This window comes from Parapontixanthobacter aurantiacus, from assembly GCF_009827635.1.
GTDB classification, from domain to species: Bacteria; Pseudomonadota; Alphaproteobacteria; order Sphingomonadales; family Sphingomonadaceae; genus Parapontixanthobacter; species Parapontixanthobacter aurantiacus.
Genome location: NZ_WTYW01000001.1, coordinates 1,112,226 through 1,128,556 on the forward strand (window position 1 = coordinate 1,112,226; position 16,331 = coordinate 1,128,556).

Annotated in this window: 14 protein-coding genes; 7 read left to right on the top strand and 7 right to left on the bottom strand. The window is 62.2% G+C overall.

The genetic code is table 11. The annotated features are described in order from the left end of the window. Positions 1-2: 2 nt before the first annotated feature. Positions 3-383, bottom strand: coding sequence for a succinate dehydrogenase, cytochrome b556 subunit (gene sdhC / locus GRI38_RS05385; RefSeq protein ID WP_160681864.1), 381 nt, complete (start codon positions 381-383; stop codon positions 3-5). A 111-nt stretch (positions 384-494) separates the two neighbouring features. Between sdhC and GRI38_RS05390 the strand changes: the two genes are divergently transcribed. From GRI38_RS05390 to GRI38_RS05405, 4 genes are read left to right on the top strand one after another with little or no spacing between them, the layout of a single operon-like run. Next, complete coding sequence (locus GRI38_RS05390) at positions 495-1,205, top strand: SDR family NAD(P)-dependent oxidoreductase (protein WP_160681865.1); 711 nt, start codon at positions 495-497, stop codon at positions 1,203-1,205. Positions 1,206-1,248: 43 nt separating this feature from the next. After that, the gene (bla, locus tag GRI38_RS05395; protein ID WP_160681866.1) at positions 1,249-2,118 is read left to right on the top strand and encodes a subclass B3 metallo-beta-lactamase; all 870 of its coding nucleotides are present in this window, start codon (positions 1,249-1,251) and stop codon (positions 2,116-2,118) included. Continuing rightward, the gene (locus GRI38_RS05400) at positions 2,108-3,013 is read left to right on the top strand and encodes a 50S ribosomal protein L11 methyltransferase (RefSeq protein ID WP_160681867.1); all 906 of its coding nucleotides are present in this window, start codon (positions 2,108-2,110) and stop codon (positions 3,011-3,013) included. The genes bla and GRI38_RS05400 overlap by 11 nt, the downstream gene beginning before the upstream one ends. After that, on the top strand, positions 2,992-3,735 hold the full coding sequence (locus GRI38_RS05405) for a DUF2459 domain-containing protein (protein WP_160681868.1): 744 nt from the start codon (positions 2,992-2,994) through the stop codon (positions 3,733-3,735). Before GRI38_RS05400 ends, GRI38_RS05405 begins: the two co-directional genes overlap by 22 nt. Positions 3,736-3,750: 15 nt before the next feature. On the opposite strand, the gene ligA is transcribed toward GRI38_RS05405, so the two are convergent. The 4 genes from ligA to GRI38_RS05425 all read right to left on the bottom strand — a co-directional run bounded on the left by ligA (position 3,751) and on the right by GRI38_RS05425 (position 10,546). Continuing rightward, the gene (ligA, locus tag GRI38_RS05410) at positions 3,751-5,772 is read right to left on the bottom strand and encodes an NAD-dependent DNA ligase LigA (protein WP_160682474.1); all 2,022 of its coding nucleotides are present in this window, start codon (positions 5,770-5,772) and stop codon (positions 3,751-3,753) included. A gap of 47 nt (positions 5,773-5,819) precedes the next feature. Beyond that, the gene (gene recN, locus GRI38_RS05415) at positions 5,820-7,484 is read right to left on the bottom strand and encodes a DNA repair protein RecN (RefSeq protein WP_160681869.1); all 1,665 of its coding nucleotides are present in this window, start codon (positions 7,482-7,484) and stop codon (positions 5,820-5,822) included. A 45-nt stretch (positions 7,485-7,529) separates the two neighbouring features. After that, on the bottom strand, positions 7,530-9,647 hold the full coding sequence (locus tag GRI38_RS05420) for a CapA family protein (RefSeq protein ID WP_160681870.1): 2,118 nt from the start codon (positions 9,645-9,647) through the stop codon (positions 7,530-7,532). 86 nt (positions 9,648-9,733) lie between these two features. Then, complete coding sequence (locus GRI38_RS05425; RefSeq protein ID WP_160681871.1) at positions 9,734-10,546, bottom strand: outer membrane protein assembly factor BamD; 813 nt, start codon at positions 10,544-10,546, stop codon at positions 9,734-9,736. A gap of 175 nt (positions 10,547-10,721) precedes the next feature. Here GRI38_RS05425 and GRI38_RS05430 point away from each other — a divergent pair, with 175 nt between their 5' ends. The 3 genes from GRI38_RS05430 to GRI38_RS05440 all read left to right on the top strand — a co-directional run bounded on the left by GRI38_RS05430 (position 10,722) and on the right by GRI38_RS05440 (position 13,456). After that, on the top strand, positions 10,722-11,282 hold the full coding sequence (locus GRI38_RS05430; protein WP_160681872.1) for a CC0125/CC1285 family lipoprotein: 561 nt from the start codon (positions 10,722-10,724) through the stop codon (positions 11,280-11,282). Between the two features lie 120 nt (positions 11,283-11,402). Next, positions 11,403-12,374 carry a glycosyltransferase family 2 protein gene (locus tag GRI38_RS05435; protein WP_160681873.1) on the top strand — a complete coding sequence of 324 codons (972 nt, stop codon included), beginning with the start codon at positions 11,403-11,405 and terminating at the stop codon, positions 12,372-12,374. A gap of 20 nt (positions 12,375-12,394) precedes the next feature. Then, positions 12,395-13,456, top strand: a complete 1,062-nt coding sequence (locus GRI38_RS05440) for a GNAT family N-acetyltransferase (RefSeq protein ID WP_160681874.1) — start codon at positions 12,395-12,397, stop codon at positions 13,454-13,456. Here GRI38_RS05440 and GRI38_RS05445 read toward each other — a convergent pair. Then, on the bottom strand, positions 13,441-14,415 hold the full coding sequence (locus GRI38_RS05445) for a glucosamine inositolphosphorylceramide transferase family protein (RefSeq protein ID WP_160681875.1): 975 nt from the start codon (positions 14,413-14,415) through the stop codon (positions 13,441-13,443). The two genes, GRI38_RS05440 and GRI38_RS05445, sit on opposite strands and share 16 nt — an antisense overlap. Before the next feature lie 42 nt (positions 14,416-14,457). After that, complete coding sequence (gene lepA, locus GRI38_RS05450) at positions 14,458-16,275, bottom strand: translation elongation factor 4 (RefSeq protein ID WP_160681876.1); 1,818 nt, start codon at positions 16,273-16,275, stop codon at positions 14,458-14,460. Positions 16,276-16,331: the final 56 nt, after the last annotated feature.

Consider the following 16,331-nt stretch of genomic DNA (forward strand, 5'->3'; position numbering starts at 1 on the left):
ACTCACTTCAGAAAGATGACCGCCCAGAACACAACGGTCAGGACGACGCCGAGCACTGGCGCTACGATCGCCCACGTCTTGTTCGTATCGAGTTCGTAACCCGCACCGATGTCGAGCACGAAATGGCGCAGACCGCTCATCATGTGGGAAAAGAACGCCCAGCTAAGACCAATCAGCACGATGATGCCTATGGGCGACCCCATGATGGCGGCGAAAGTCTCGTAAGCTTCCGGTCCGCTCGCCATCGCGCCGAGCCACCAGAGGAACACGCCGAGCCCAACAAGCGCCAGGCTGTCGCCGGTCACCCGGTGCAGGATCGAGGTCAGCATGTGCGGCCCCCACTTCCAGATGCCAAGATGGGGTGACAGGGGCCTGTTGCTCATAATTCTCGATCGTTCCGGTTACGCGTTTCGTGCGCCTTACTTAGACGAACCGACCCGTCAATCAAGGCGCGTCGCTCGACATGGCTTGCAAAGTTTCGGATAGCGCGTTGCATGACTTGCATCCTTCTTACCGGATCGAGTCGCGGCATCGGTGCCGCGGCCCGCTCCCTCCTTCAATCGCGCGGCGCCACCGTCATCGGTCATGCGAGCGCCGCGCATGATGCGGAAACGATCGGCGGCGATCTGTCGGATTATGCCGCTCCTACCGCCATCTGGGGCGAGGCGCTCGAACGGGCCGGGGGCGAAATCGAAGTGCTGGTGAACAATGCCGGCCTGTTCGATCCCAATCCGATCGATGCGAGCGATGCCGCCTGGCTCGAGAAGTGGCAGCAGACGTTGAGCATCAATCTGAGTGCGGCGGCCCAGTTGTGCCGAATGGCTGTGCTGCATTGGCAGGAAAGGGGCGTCGGCGGAAGGATCGTCCACGTCGCAAGCCGCGCCGGTCATCGCGGCGACTCGCCGGCACATTGGCATTATGCTGCGGCGAAGGGCGGAATGCTCGCGCTGCACAAGACCATTGCCCGCGCTTATGCCGGGCAAGGCATTCTGAGCTACGCGATCGCACCGGGCTTCGTCGATACGGCGATGGCGGGCGACTATCTCGAAAGTCGCGGCGGTCCGGGCCTGCTTGCGGACATCCCGCTCGGCCGGGTGGCGCAGCCGGAGGAAATCGCGAACATGATCGCCTATTGCGCGCTCGATGCGCCGGCCAGCATGACCGGCGCGACGCTCGACGCCAATGGGGCGAGCTATGTCCGCTAGAGCGACCACCATCCTAGCGAGCTTCATGCTGGGGAGTTGTGCGATGCCCCATCCACCAGTCCCGCCACAGGCTGAGACCCATCTCGGCCGTACGACGGGGCAGCAGGGTTGGGCCGCAGCTTGCCGAGACTCGGACGAATGGGACAAGCCGGGACCGCCCTTTCGTATCTACGGTCAATCCTATTACGTCGGCACCTGCGGTATTTCGGCGATCCTGATCGCGAGCGAGACCGGGCATACGCTGATCGACACCGGCACTGATGCGGGAGCCCGGATCGTGCTTGATAACATCCGCGCATTGGGCTTCGAACCTGAAGATGTAACGACGATTCTGATGAGCCATGAGCATTTCGACCATGTCGGCGGAATGGCGCGCATACAGGCTGCGACAAGCGCAACGATCCTGGCAAGCGCCGAAGCCGCCGAAGTTCTGCGCAGGGGGCTGCCCTCGGAAAACGATCCGCAAGCCGGGTCGAATCATCCGCCCTTCCCACCCGTGACCGGCGCGATCGAAATCGTCGACGAAGGCCCGCTCTCGCTGTCGTCGCGAACCGTTCATGCGGTGCCGACCCCCGGCCATACGCGCGGTGCGATGAGTTGGGCTTGGCGGGAATGCGAAGGCGAGGCCTGCGAAACGCTCGTTTACATCGACAGCATGAACCCTATCTCGGACAACGTGTTCCGCTTCTCCGACAACCCGGAACTGGTCGCTGCCTTTGTGGAAGCGATCGAAAAGATCGGGTCGATGCGATGCGGCATCGCCCTCGCCCCGCATCCGGCCGCCGCAAACTTGCGCCCGCGATTAATGGGTAAAGCTGCGCTCATCGATAGCGCCGGATGTCGCCGCTATGCCGAAACGGCGAACGAACGTCTGACCGAGCGGCTTACCAGAGAGGCACGGGATGGCGGATAGCTGGAAAGTCGCAGGGCAAGCGGGCAAGCGCGACGTACAGGCCGCGCTTCTCGCGCATGATGCTATCGACGACTGGGATGGCGAGATCGTCGTGCTGGGCCGGGAAATCGCGGAGGACCGTCCGAACGACTGGGTGCTCGAAGCCTATCTTTCGCGCAGGCCGACTAAGCGTGATCTCACCGATATAGCCTCGCTATTCACTGCCGATCCCCCGGATTTCAGCGTCGAAAAACTGCCGGAGGAAGACTGGCTGACCCTGAGCCAGGGCGGCGTGCAGCCGGTAACTGCCGGCCGGTTCTACGTTCACACGCCCGACTATCCGCCTGCCGATGACGGCGAACTCATCGATCTCGTCGTTCCGGCGAGCCAGGCATTCGGCACGGGAAGCCACGCGACGACCGCCGGTTGCCTCGCCATGCTGTCGGAGATGCGGCGGACCGGCGTTTTGGCGCGCAACATCGTAGATGTCGGCAGCGGGACCGGACTGCTGGCTTTCGCAGCACGCGCGCTTTGGCCGCGCGCCTATCTCACGGCGAGCGACATCGACGAAGTCTGTCGGGGAGTGATGATCAACAATGCCCGGCTCAACGAAGTGCCCATCGGCCCGTCGCGCGGGCAACTGACCGTCGTGATCGCAGCGGGTATGGAGGATCCACTGATCGAAGTGCGCGGCCCATATGACCTGCTAATTGCGAACATTCTGGCGCAACCCCTCGTCGCCCTAGCGGACGATTTTGCCGCCAACATCGCGCCGGGAGGCAATGTGCTGCTTGCAGGTCTGCTCGAAGAACAGGAAGCGACGGTGCGAGCCGCCTATCGCCGGGCCGGGTTCCGGCTTGCACGGCGTCTCGTAAAGGGAGATTGGGCAATTCTATGGCTGCGAAAGCGGAGATAAGGCAGCGGCACGACGGCCGCATTTCACGCGCAGCCGTGTGGACGAAGCGGGCGCTTCTCGGCCTTGCCTTGCTGGTCGGACTCTACTTCCTGACGGCTTGGGTCGGCAGTTCTATTCCGCGCAATCCCGGGTGGACTGAACCCGAGGACGGCATCACCATCCTCGTCGAGACGAACGGAGTGCATACCGGCATCGTCATGCCGATCGTCAGCGAGGTCAACGACTGGGGGGAGTTTTTCCCGTCCGCGAGGCAACCGACCCCATCGGGCGAATTACCAACCCACATCGCGGTCGGTTGGGGAGAGCGCGACGTCTTTCTCAACGTCGCCACATGGGGCGATCTCGATCTGCTCAGGGCCTTGCGCGTCGTGACGATCGGTGGCGATACGCTTTTGCGGGTGTCACACTATGTTCGGCCGGCGCCCGGCGAAAACCACCGGCCGTTGCGGTTGCGGCCATGGGAATATGAGCGGCTCGTCGCGGCAGTCGAAGCATCCCTGCCCCCAACGACCGACCCGGCAATGCGCAGGAGTTACGCGAGCTACCAGCCCGGCGACATCCACTTCGACGCTCTTGGTCGATACAACCCGATCAGCACCTGCAACAGCTGGACCGGCAATGTCCTTGCCGCCGCCGGCGTCGAGATGGGCTGGTGGACGCCATTTTCCGGCAGCGTCATGAAATGGGTGCCCTCCCCCGCGGAAAGAAACGAAGCGCCTTGAACCTCCGCAAATTGCCTAATCTGCGGCGGCCACCATTTCAGCCCAGCGGGCTTCGTCCCACACTTCGATGCCCAGCTCTTCCGCCTTCTTCAGCTTGGAACCGGCTCCCGGACCGACGACGAGCAGGTCGGTCTTCGCGCTGACCGAACCGGAAGCCTTTGCGCCCAACCGCTCGGCCTGGGCCTTGGCTTCGTCGCGGCTCATCGTTTCGAGCTTGCCGGTAAAGACGACGGTCTTGCCAGCCACCAGGCTATCGCGCGTTTTGACTTCGTAGCGCGGCGGGCTGACCTCGCTCAGCAGTTCCTCCCACACCGCGATGTTGTGAGGTTCGTGAAAGAAATCTCCCAGCGCCTCGACGACTGCGTTGCCGATCCCGTCGATGGCCGTGAGTTCGGCGACGGCGTCCGTATCGCCGTTTCGGGCTTTTTCCGCGACTTGCCGAAGGGTAGGCAGATCGTGGAAATGCTTCATCAGATCGCGCGCCGTCACGCTTCCCACGTGCCGAATTCCCAGTCCGAACAGTAACCGGGCTGCATCCGGTTGCCGCTTGGCCTCAATGCTGGCGAGCAAATTGTCGACGGACCTCTCTTTCCAGCCTTCCAGCGCCAGAATGTCCTCGCGCTTCTGATGCAGGCGAAAGATGTCGGCAGGATTGGAAAGCCAGTCGAGACCGAGGAACTGGTCGATGGTCTTTTCCCCCAGCCCGTCGATATCCAGCGCGCCGCGGCTGACGAAATGCTTCAGCCGTTCCGCGCGTTGGGCCGGGCAGACGAGGCCCCCGGTGCACCGCACATCGACCTCGCCTTCCTCCGCGACGGCTTCGCTGCCACATTCCGGGCAATGACCGGGAAAGATAAATGCCGGGCGATCGACTTCGGGTGTCAGGTTCTCGACCACCTGCGGGATGACGTCTCCTGCCCGCTGGATGAGCACCCGGTCTCCTTCGCGCACACCGAGCCGCGCAATCTCGTCGCGATTGTGCAGCGTGACGTTGGTGACCGTCACTCCGCCGACTAAGACCGGCGCCAGACGCCCCACCGGGGTCAGCTTGCCCGTGCGTCCGACCTGAATGTCGATCCTTTCGAGCGTCGTTTCGGCGCGTTCGGCGGGAAATTTCCGCGCTATCGCCCAGCGCGGCGCCTTCGCCACGAAACCGAGGCGGCGCTGCCAGTCCAGCCGATCGACCTTGTAGACCACCCCGTCGATCTCGTAGGCAAGATCGGCGCGCTTTGCTGCAATCGCGGTATAGGCAGCCAGCATTTCCTCGAGCGTTTCGGCCCTCCGAAAGTCCGGTGACACAGGAAAGCCCCAATCTCTCAGCGTTTCGACGACCTCCGTCTGGGTTTCGCCGGGAACGTCGCTTGCCGCACCCCAGCCATGCGCCCAGAAACGCATGGGACGCCGTGCGGTTACGCTTGCATCCTTTTGCCTTAGCGAACCCGCAGCGGCGTTGCGCGGATTGGCGAACAGCTTTCCGCCCTCCTTCTCCTGCGCCTCGTTGAGCGCGGCGAAGGCGGCACGTTCCATATACACCTCGCCGCGGACTTCGAAGACCTCCGGCACGTCGTCGACGTCCAGTTCCTGCGGAATGTCGGAAATATGAGCGACGTTGGCGGTGACGTTTTCGCCGACCTGTCCGTCTCCGCGCGTGGCCGCCATCACGAGCTTTCCGTTCTCGTAACGCAGCGAGCAGGACAGCCCGTCGATCTTGTCCTCGGCGGTGAACGCAACCGGTTCATCCTCCGCGAGGTTCAGGAAGCGGCGCACCCGCGCGACGAATTCCGCCACCTCGGCATCGTCGAACGCATTGTCGAGGCTCATCATTCGCTCTGCATGACGCACCTTGGACAGCGGCGAGGCACCGACTTCATGTCCGACGGCGACGCTCGGACTGTCCACGCGGACCAGATGGGGAAATGCCGCTTCGAGTTCTGCATTGCGCCGAACCAGCGCATCATATTCCTGGTCAGTGATTTCCGGCGAATCTTCCGCGTGATAAAGCCGGTTGTGATGCGCGATCTGCTTCGCAAGCCGCATCAGTTCGTTCGCCGCTTCCGCTTCGGAAAGTTTGGCCTCGCTTTTGCTCACACGCCCTCCAAGAGCCGGTCGGCCTGCGCCCGCGCCTCGTCCGTCACTTCAGCGCCCGATAGCATCCGCGCGATTTCCTCCTTGCGCGCTTCCTGATCGAGCCGTCCGACCGAAGTGCGCGTAACCGTCCCCTCCGAAGATTTCGCGATCAGGTAATGGGTGTTACCTCGCGCCGCCACCTGCGGGCTGTGCGTGACTGCCAGCAACTGACCGCCATCCGCCAACCGCGCCAGCCGCTCTCCAATCGCCGAGGCCACCGCGCCGCCCACGCCGCGGTCGATCTCATCGAAGATGACCGTCGCCGCGCCGCCCTGCTCGGCGAGAGCCACCTTCAGCGCAAGAATGAAGCGGCTTAGTTCGCCGCCACTCGCGATCTTGCCGAGCGGCGCGAAGTCCGCCCCCGGATTGGTCGCAATCAGGAATTCGACGCTGTCGAGCCCATGAGGCCCCCAGCGCTCTTCCGGCATCTCGGCCACTGCGGTCTTGAACCGCGCCGCATCGAGCTTCAACGGGGCCAGTTCGCCCGCCACCGCTTCGTCGAGTTCCATCGCCGCCGCCACACGGTTTGCGTGCAGCGCCTCGGCCCGCGCGGCATAGCTCGCGCCCGCCTCGCGCTCGGCAGCTTCCAGCGCATCGAGCTGCGCCTCGCCGCCCTCGATCGCGTCGAGCTGACCGCGCATCTCGCGCATCTTCTCGGGAAGTTCGTCAACCTCGCAGCGGTGCTTGCGCGCGAGAGCACGCAATTCGAACAGGCGGGTTTCGGCAGTTTCCAGCGCCGCCGGGTCGTGGATAAGCGCTTCTCCTGCCGCGTTCAGACGATCCTCGGCCTCGCCCGTCTCGATCACGGCCCGGTCGAGCGCTTCCAATGCTTCGCCGAGAAGTGGGTGTTCGCCCGCGATCCGGTCGAGTTTGCGCGCGGCGACGCGCAAGGCGGCGAGCGGCGAATCCGATCCCTCCCAGAGAATACGCAGCTCCGCCAATTCGCCGGACAGTTTCTCGCCCTTCTGCATGGATGCGCGCGTTTCCGCGAGGCGCGCTTCCTCGCCCGCGACCGGTTCGAGCGCCGTCAGTTCGGCCAGATGAGCCAGCAGGAGGTCCTGATCGGCCTTCGCCTGCTCCAATGACTGGCGGGCTTCGGAAAGTTGCTTTTCGGCGGCCCGCCATTCGTGCCATGCGTCCGCGACCCGGCTGCTTTCGGCTCCGGCATAGCGGTCCAGAAGCAAACGATGCCCCTTCGGATTGACGAACCCGCGGTCGTCGTGCTGCCCATGAAGTTCGACGAGAAACGGCGCCATTTCGCGCAGCAACGCGACCCCGACCGGCTGATCGTTGACGAATGCCTTGCTCTTTCCATCGGCCTTTAATTGCCGACGGATGATGAGCGGTTCGCCGTCTTCAATCTCGATATCGGCATCATCGAGAACGGCGGACATAGCGGCGGGTAGTTTGGCGAATTCGAAGGAGGCGGTAACGCTCGCCTTGTCCTCGCCGGCCCTAACCAGCGCGCTATCGGCGCGGTTGCCGAGCACGAGACCGAGCGCATCGAGAAGGATCGATTTGCCCGCGCCGGTCTCCCCGGTCAGAACACCGAGACCGCCCGAAAAGTCGAGGTCGAGCGCCTCGATCAACACGATATTGCGAATGGATAGCCGAGTAAGCATCGTCGCGAGGGTGGTTAGCGCAAGCGATCGTTTGCGTCACGGGTTTCATCGCATCGGTTGTTCCAACGGTTCGACGGCAATGCGCGGAGGGCTTGCAGCAACACGCGTCCCTGTGCGCCGGTGGGTCCACAACCATGCTTTCGCCGGATCGGTTTGCGCTGCGTCCTCAGGCCATTCGATAAGCGCAAAGTCATCGATCAGCATGCTGGTGGAGGCGTTTGTGCGATCGTCATAGGTTATTCGCAGGATCGGGCGAAATGCGCGCGCTGCTCCTGCAACGTTGATGTTCTCGTGCGAGAGAGGATCGACGGGGCGGGTAAAATCGAGCGAAATTTCCTGCCAGTCCTCGCTCCCGGAAACGCTCGTTCCGGCAACCTTTTCGCCTTCGTGAGAGCGCGAAGCGGCTTGGCCCTCCAGCGGTCGATCTTTTACAAACAATTCGACCGAGGCATCGTGCGGGATACGCACGCGCGCCTTCAGAGTGAACTCGGTCGCGTAGATGTCGCGCACATAGGATTGCGAAAAGAGATAGAAAGGCTTTGCGGCATCCTCCGGCAGGACGGCGAGCACGCCTTCGCCAGCGGAAGATCGGCGAAAGTCCAGCCCCGCATTGTAGCTGCGCCAGTATCGGTCGCGCGCTTCGCCGAAATTGGTATTTTCGAAATCGCCGCGCGGAACGATATTGCGACCATTGCGGTGCGCCGGTCCGATGCAGGCCGCTTGCAAACGCAGCCCGGTCGATGGGTCGTCGATGCATGGCACTTTTGCTTCTCCCCGGGTCGAGCGCCAAACCACCGCATGACCGCCGGATTGCATCAAGCGCGTCCCCATTTCCGCCGACAGCCAGTAAAGGCGCTTCAGGCTAGCCTGCCGCATCCCTCCCGTCGCAGGAACCGGGCGATAGTCGAGAATGTTGATTGGAACGGCCTCGGCCCGCAGAAACTTGCCCTTCTCCAGCCAGACCTTCAGCGCAAAACTGTTGTGGGTGTGCGGGTGGTCCTGATCGAACATGAAATTGCCGAGCGAATGAGCGATCAGGCCGCCGCGATAAAGCTCCAGGCCATGCGTCACATGCGGATGATGGCCGATGACGAGCGGCGCGCCTTTCTCGATCGCCAGACGATAGCGGGGCAGCGACATTGCCGATGGACGGTCGCTATATTCGAGATTACCGTGAAACTGCATGATCGGGATATGGCCGGCCTTACGCTCGCGGCGGGTCACGCGTTCGACGACGCTCGACTGCCCCCAGGCCGCGCCGGCCTTGCTCTCGGTGGCAGTCTGGTTGGGTTCCCACGTACCACGCCAGCCGACGAAGCCATAGATCGCGACGGTGCGCCCGCCTGCCGGAAGGATGCTTGCCGCCTCGGCCTGTTCGATGTCCATCCCCGCCCCTGAAAAGGCGACGCCCGCACTGTCGAGCGCTTCGATGGTCGTGGCCAGACCTGCCGCGCGGTAATCCGCCGTGTGGTTGTTGCCCAGTGAGACGTGATCGATCCCTGCGCGAGCGAAAGCGTGTACGGCTTCGGGCGGGGTAAAGAACAGGTACTTCTTTGGCGCGGGCGGGCCGGGCTCGGACGCGGCGACGACCGATTCCAGATTGATGGAGGTGATGTCACTCTCCGACCAATACGGCTTGATCGCGGCGAGCAGGCCATCGAGATCCTGGGCTAGCGTTTCCCGGTTCAGCACCTGCAGCCCATCGCTGCGCGATGCGAAGTAACGGCGTCCCGCCATGCTGTCTCCGCCGAAAAACAGCTCGATACGATCCTTCTTGCGCGCCACGAGTTCGATCGCCGGGACGGACAGGCATTTGCAGTGGGGATCGATCAGTTCGGCGTGACCGAAGGTCTGCACCATGTCGAAGATCGCATCGCCTTCGATTGTTACCGTATAGTACGGTGAAGGAGGCAGATCGACGGAGTATCTGCCAGCACTGTCGAGCACCGCCGCCACATCGTTGATGCTGACGGCGATCCCCTCGTCGAATTTGAGTTTGTCCCGGCGCCCGTCCAACAGGCCGGCGAGCCGTATCTCGCCCTCCCTGACCGCACCACCGACCAGCCTTTCGGAAGGCTGTGCGGATGCCGGGGCGATCATGACGACCAGCGCGATCAACGCGCACACGACCATGCGCAGCAGGAAGACGCCCCGTTCTCTCATCCCGCCGCCATACAGCGGGATGGTTAAGGAATGTTAAGTATGCGCTGACCCGTAAAGACAGGGACAGAAAGATCGCCTGTTTCTTATCAGCTGACGACTACGTTCGCGGCGTGATCCTCGATCAGCTCGTAAGCCTTTTCATACCAGTCGCTGCCGGGATAGTTCGCTCCCAGAACGGCCGCATATTTCTTCGCCTCGACCGGAACGCCCAAAGCGAGACTGCTCTCGGTCAAGCGATAAAGCGCCTCCGGCGTGTGGCTCGTCGTCTGGAATTCGTCGATCACGTTCTGGAAGCGGATTTGCGCTGCAAGCCAGCGACCCGACCGCTGATAGAATCGTCCGATCTCCATCTCCTTCCCCGCCAGGTGATCCTCGACCAGATCGATCTTGAGGCTCGCATCGGCGGCATAGGACGTGTTGGGGAAACGGCGCACGACTTCGCGCAAGGCAGCCTGCGCCTGCTCGGTTATCTTCTGATCCCGCTGCACGTCGCTGATCTGTTCGTAATAGCTCAGTGCGATCAGGTAATAGGCGTATGGTGCGTCCTTGTTACCCGGATGGATCGAGAGGAACCGCTGCGCGCTGGCAATCGCCTTGTTGTAATCGCGCGCGACGTAATAGCTGAAGGCGCTCATCAACTGTGCCCGGCGCGCCCAAGGCGAATAGGGATGCTGCCGTTCGACCTCGTCGAACAGGGCGGCGGCGACAGTCGGATTACCGCGATCGAGGCGGCTCTTGGCTTCCGTGTAAAGCGTTTCGACATCACGCGCGACATATGCGGTGTCGTTCGGACCGTCCGACGTCGTGGCGCAGGCCGACAGAGCAAGCGCCGCACCGGCTGCGAGGAAAGCGAAGCGCGCCTTGCGCGGCGAAGCAGAGGGAAGCGAATGAGCGATCATGGAAGCGCGCTATAGCCATCACGATACTGAACGCCAAGTGAAAGACGGGGCGCTGCGGCAGACCCGTCCGGACTTATCCGATATTCGCCTTGCGGTGCCCATCACTTCCCCATCTCGGAACAAATGGAAGGGCTGCCGCCTTGATCACATGCGAGGGAAAAACAAGGACTTACCTATGTTAAGAGTTTCTAACCTGCAATTCGCAGCGCTGCTCGGCGCGGCGACACTCGCCCTCGGAGGTTGCGCCAGTTCGACGCCCTATCAATCCGCGCAAAGTACCGGAAACGAATATGGTTATTCGAGCGAACAGCTAGCTTCGGACCGCTATCGCGTGATGTTCGAAGGCAATGATTTCACTTCGCGCGAAACCGTGGAAAACTATCTCCTGTACCGGGCAGCCGAACTGACGCGGCGCAACGGCTATTCGAATTTCACGCTGCTGAACGACAATACCCAGCGAGAACTGGATGTCGACACCGTTCCCACAACGACTTTCGCCGGCGCCTATCCGGGCTGGGGTCCGACGTGGTATTACGGCACCGGGTTCGGCACGGCATACGATCCGTTTCTGGGCAGCACTTATCCCGCGCAGCGTATCCAGACGAGCGATCAGTACCGTGCCTCCGCAACCATCCGGATGTATAATGGCATGAACACCAATGCGAGCGGGCCCACGTTTGATGCGTCCGACGTTCTTGCGCGCTTGGGCGACAACGTCGAAATGCCCGAAATGTGACGTCAGAGGCGGTGCCGCGGGGTGGTCAAATGCAAGGCCAATTGGTTGTCGCACTGTTAAGCTTTGTGATCTAAGGCTTCGCAAGAATTGAACGTAATTTCGCAGAGCCAATCCCACAGCATGACACCGCCCGCGCCCGCATCCGGCACGACCCGCAATCGCGACGCCGAGGATCGGGTGGCGCTTACGGTCGCGATCTGCACATTCAAGCGCAACGAGCCGCTTCGTCTGCTGCTCGAAACGTTGCAGAAGCTGGCGAAGGCGGACGCCGACATCTATCGCCTTGGAGTAGTCGTCGTCGACGACAGCGCGGACCAGCAAGCCGAAGGCGTCGTGGCGAACTTTGCCGACAAGTTCGAAAGAGGCATCGAATATCGCCATTCGGGAAAGCGCAATATCTCCATCGCACGAAACCTCGTGCTGGAGACTGCAGCAGAGGGCGGCGCGGCATGGATCGCTATGACCGACGACGACTGCGAACCCGGCGAGGCGTGGCTTAGGGAATTGCTCCGCGTGCAACGCGAATACGACGCCGATGTCGTGACGGGCCCGCTTTACAGGCGCGCCCCCGATCACGCACCGAACTGGCTTAAAACCCAGCCATTCCTCAGTGTCACCGCATTTCAGGCCGAAACTGGTCATGAGATGGCGTTGGCCTTCACCAACAACAGCATGATCTCCGGACAGTTGCTGCGCGAGCGAAGTGACCTGCGTTTCGATCCCAAGTTCGGGCGGATCGGCGGCGAGGACATGGTGTTCTACCGGCAGGTCGCAAGAGAAGGGTATCGCATCGTCTTCGCCAAGGACGCGAAGGTCTACGAGAACGAGGAGGCGGATCGGCTTACCCTCGGCTATCAGATGCGGCGGCATTACTGGATCGGCAATTCATCGGTCCTGACCATGCTCAAAGGCGGATCGAGCCGCGGGCGGATGGCGGTGCACAGTGCAGGTGTGGCAGCGCGGGCGATCATGCGGCCGGCTAGCCGCCTTGCAAAAGGACAATCGCCGCAAATTCTCTATTGCGCGGCACAGCTATGCGAAGCGGCCGGCAAACTCGTCGGTGCGGCGGGCTTCGAAGTGAAGCACAAATAGCCCGAAAAGGGGAATGACAGATGGATTGCCGACTGGTTCGTTACGGCGAACGCGAAAACCTTTCCGAACTGCATCCCGAACTGTTCGAGAAGCGCCCGGATCTGTGCGATCCGGCCTTTCCCGCCAATCCGGTCCCGTACGACGATGACTTCCCCTACCTGTTCTATTTTGTGGAAGACGGCGAGATCCTCGGTGCTCGCCGGGCCATGCCGGACGTGGTCCGCCGCGGCGATGAGGTGCGCGATTTCGCTTGGTGCTTCGATACGATCGTCAATCCTGCGCATCACGGTCGGGGCATCGGCACCAAACTCGTAGCCGTCCAGGTCGAAGAATTTGGGCGACGCGAGCAGCTTAGCGGAGCCGCCTTCTCTGCACCCGCCATGATGCGCATCTACGAAAAGCTCGATTACGAGGTGCTGGGGTTCACTCCGAAATATGCGCTGATCCGCAATGTCGGACCCTTCCTCCATCGCAAAGTCTCGCTTCCCTTCGTTACCGGCGCTTCCGCGTTCCTCGCCAATGTCGCGCTCGCGCTACGCACTGGTCTGAAGGGCGGTCGGGCTGCGTCTCAGGCGAACTGCCGCGAAGTCGATGCGGAAGAGTTTCGCGCGCTCGCATCGGACATCGAGCGGGACCAAACCCGCTGGCACTGGGACAAAGAGGCAGACTGGGCGACCTCGCGCCTGCAGTCGGTCGACACGATGCATGCGGTTCGCAACGCCGAGAACCGGCTGTTGGGCGTGTTCGTTCTGCGCGAACGTGAGCCGGACGCGGAGGACGGCCCCGTCCCCGTTCGCCGCCTGACGATGATGCATTACGTCGTGGCCGACAGATCCGAAGCGCGCGAAGCTCTCGTCGCTGCGCTGGCAGATTTACTCTATGAGCGCCGTGCGGACGTCGCCGACATCGTGGTCAGCGACCCGGCTCTGATCGACGCGCTCGAACGGGCTGGCTTCATCAAGCGCGGTCCGGGAATGACATTCGTCTTCAAGCAGGTCGAGGGTGCAGAACTTTCCCATGCGAGCTCCCTTTCCCACTGGCATCTCACGCATTTCTGCAGCGACGGCTACAGCTTCGCCTGATCGGGCGGACGCACGAAACGCGCCAGCGGGTCGAGAAACGCTGCGAATTTGCTCTCCAGCCGCGCCGCGTCGATGACCGTCGTATCGCCGCAATGCGAGATCGTGTGCAATCCATCCGCATAGCGCCAACCTGGCGGCGACCGAATTTCCGAAACGGCTTCTTCGGAAAAGCCTTCCCCATCCAACTGCGCAATACGGTTGATGACGATGCTCTCGCCATAATATCGCGAGCAGTTCTGCGCGGGCCGGAACCAGTCGTTCCCGTGCCGAAAGAAATGACCCGCCGGTCGCGCCGCGCGCGCATCGCGCTTTACCGGATTGCCGGGATGCGGCGTCCACGGTCCGTCCAGCCCTTCGGCGTGAAAAAGGTGAAGGGTTTCGTTCTCGCCTTCATCGAGCCGCGTCGCGAACAGCCAATATCGCCCGCCATATCGCAGGATGGAACTGTCGAGCAACGGCTCGCCTGAGATAACCGTCTTTCTAATTCCGGCATCCTGCGGATCGAGCGCCGCGACCAATCTGGCCTCCGCTTGTTCCGGCAGGACCAAAGCCTTTCCTTCCCCCTGAAGCGTGTAGGGATAGGAAAGATGGTGCGCCTCCGACAGATAGGGTGCGACCGGGCCGAAGCTGCCATCGCGAAAACATACCCGTTCGATCGTCCCGCGCATTTCGTCCCAGCGAAGCTGTTCGAAATATATGTCGAGCCCGCCGTCGAATGCTGGCAGCGGGAATGGATCGGCGCGAAAGAGCCCGCGCTCTTCCTCCATCCACCAAACCGCCGCCAGCGCTTCGCGCTGTGCCGCCGCGCCGTTCAGCCCGGCCACATCCGCCACAGGCCGAGCCATGACCCCTACATTCCAGTTCTGACGAAAGCCGCGATAGCGCAATGCATCGCGCAACCGAGCTGCGACCCCACGTCGAGCCTGGTTTCGGGTCGTATCCTCGCTCGCCTCGGTCATTGCCCGCCTGTAGCCGCCACCCAGAGGTCGCCGTACGCCGCCCTACTCCTCGCCCATCCTGAGCGCGGCAATGAATGCTTCCTGCGGGATCGACACGTTGCCGTATTCGCGCATCTTTGCCTTGCCCTTCTTCTGCTTTTCCAGAAGCTTCTTCTTGCGGGTGATGTCGCCGCCATAGCATTTCGCGGTCACGTCCTTGCGCATTGCGCTGATCGTCTCGCGCGCAATGACCTTGCCGCCGATCGCCGCCTGGATCGGGATCTTGAACAGGTGTCGCGGGATCAGGTCCTTCAGGCGCTCGCACATATGCCGACCGCGCGCTTCGGCAACGCCGCGATGCACGATCATGCTAAGTGCATCGACCGGCTCGTTATTGACGAGGATGTTCATCTTCACGAGATCGCCCTCGCGCAGCCCGATCTGCTCGTAATCGAAGCTGGCATATCCGCGGCTGATGCTTTTCAGCCGGTCGTAGAAATCGAACACCACCTCGTTGAGGGGCAGTTCGTAGGTTACCTGCGCGCGACCGCCGACATAGGTCAGGTTTACCTGCACGCCGCGCCGGTCCTGACATAGCTTTAGGATCGGGCCGAGATATTCGTCGGGCGTGTAGATCGTCGCCTTGATCCACGGCTCCTCGATCATGTCGATGCGGGTCGGGTCGGGATAGTCGGCGGGGTTGTGCAATTCGATCGTGCGCGCATCGTCCGTCTTCGACTTGGCGAGCTGAATGCGATAGACGACCGACGGCGCCGTCGTAATGAGGTCGAGATCGTATTCGCGGGTCAGCCGCTCCTGAATGATCTCAAGGTGCAACAGGCCGAGAAAGCCTGCCCGAAAGCCGAAACCCAGGGCGGCAGAGGACTCCATCTCGAAGCTGAAGGACGCATCGTTTAGCCGCAGCTTGCCAATGCTTTCGCGCAGCTTTTCGAAATCGGCGGCGTCAACCGGGAAGAGACCGCAGAACACCACGGGTTGCGGCTCGCGATAGCCGGGGAGCGCCTTTTCGGCGCCGTTCTTCACTGTCGTGATGGTGTCGCCGACGCGGGCCTGTTCGACTTCCTTGATCTGCGCTGTGATGAAGCCGATCTCTCCGGGGCCGAGTTCGGGGAGCTGTTCGATCTTCGGACGCATACAGCCCACCCGGTCGACGAGGTGCTCCGTCCCGCCCTGCATGAACTTGATGCTTTGCCCCTTCTTGAGGACGCCCGAGAGCACGCGAACGAGGATCACGACGCCGAGATACGGGTCGTACCAGCTATCGACGAGGCTCGCTTTGAGCGGTGCATCGCGCTCGCCGGCGGGCGGCGGAATGCGCTTCACGACAGCTTCCAGCACGTCTTCGATACCGATGCCGGACTTGGCCGATGTCAAGACTGCTTCCGAAGCGTCGAGCCCGATGACTTCCTCGATCTCTTCGCGAACCTTGTCGGGTTCGGCGGCAGGAAGGTCGATCTTGTTGATGACCGGCACAATCTCATGATCGTGCTCGATCGACTGATAGACGTTGGCGAGCGTCTGCGCCTCGACGCCTTGCGCTGCATCGACGACCAGCAGCGCCCCTTCGCAGGCGGCAAGGCTGCGACTGACCTCGTAGGCGAAATCGACGTGGCCCGGCGTATCCATCAGGTTGAGCTGATAGGTCTTGCCGTCCTTCGCCTCGTATTTCAGCCGAACGGTCTGCGCCTTGATGGTGATGCCGCGCTCGCGCTCGATATCCATGTTGTCGAGCACCTGCTCCTGCATCTCGCGATCGGTCAGGCCGCCCGTCACCTGGATAAGACGGTCGGCCAGCGTCGACTTGCCGTGGTCGATATGCGCGATGATGGAGAAGTTTCGGATCAGCGAGAGGTCGGTCATGCTCGCGCCTTTAGCCGCGCGTCGCTTGCCTGTCAGCCGCCTTTTGCGCTTGCGAA